The sequence below is a fragment of the Pseudomonas sp. BN414 genome, assembly GCF_029871275.1.
Taxonomy (GTDB): domain Bacteria; phylum Pseudomonadota; class Gammaproteobacteria; order Pseudomonadales; family Pseudomonadaceae; genus Metapseudomonas; species Metapseudomonas resinovorans_C.
Genome location: NZ_SSOL01000007.1, coordinates 1 through 533 on the forward strand (window position 1 = coordinate 1; position 533 = coordinate 533).

The window sequence follows — 533 nt, forward strand, 5'->3', positions numbered from 1 at the left end:
TTCGCTGCCGGTATTGGTGGTGTAGGTGACCTGCGGCACCGAGCCATTCCAGTTGGCGGCCGGGGTGAAGGTGTAGTCACCATTGCTGTCGAGGGTGAAGGTACCAACGTTGGCGATGGTCGCGGTCTGGCCGGCATTGAAGCTGCTGGTGACACCGGCCACGGTGAAGCTGGCAACGGTCAGGGTGCTATCCACATCGCTGTCGTTGTCCAGCACGTTGCCGGTGGCCGGATTGTCTTCGGCCACGGAATTGCTGTCAGCGACCAGGGTGGACGCATCGTTCACCGGAGTCACGGTGATATCCAACGTAGAGCTGCTGCCGGTATTGGTGGTGTAGGTGACCTGCGGTACGTCGCCGCTCCAGTTGGTGGCCGGGGTGAAGGTGTAGTTGCCGTTGGCCGCGAGGGTCAGGGTACCGATTCCGGCGATCACCGCATTGGAACCCGCCGTGAAGGTGCTGGGTACGCCATTGATGCTGAAGCTGGCAACGCTGAGGGTGTTATCCACATCGCTGTCGTTGCCCAGCACATTGC

Annotated in this window: 1 protein-coding gene; it reads right to left on the reverse strand. The window is 61.4% G+C overall.

The features are described 5' to 3' along the window. Nucleotides 1-533 (reverse strand): Ig-like domain-containing protein (locus tag E8E95_RS00050; RefSeq protein WP_280347118.1); only part of this gene is annotated, 533 nt, incomplete at both ends.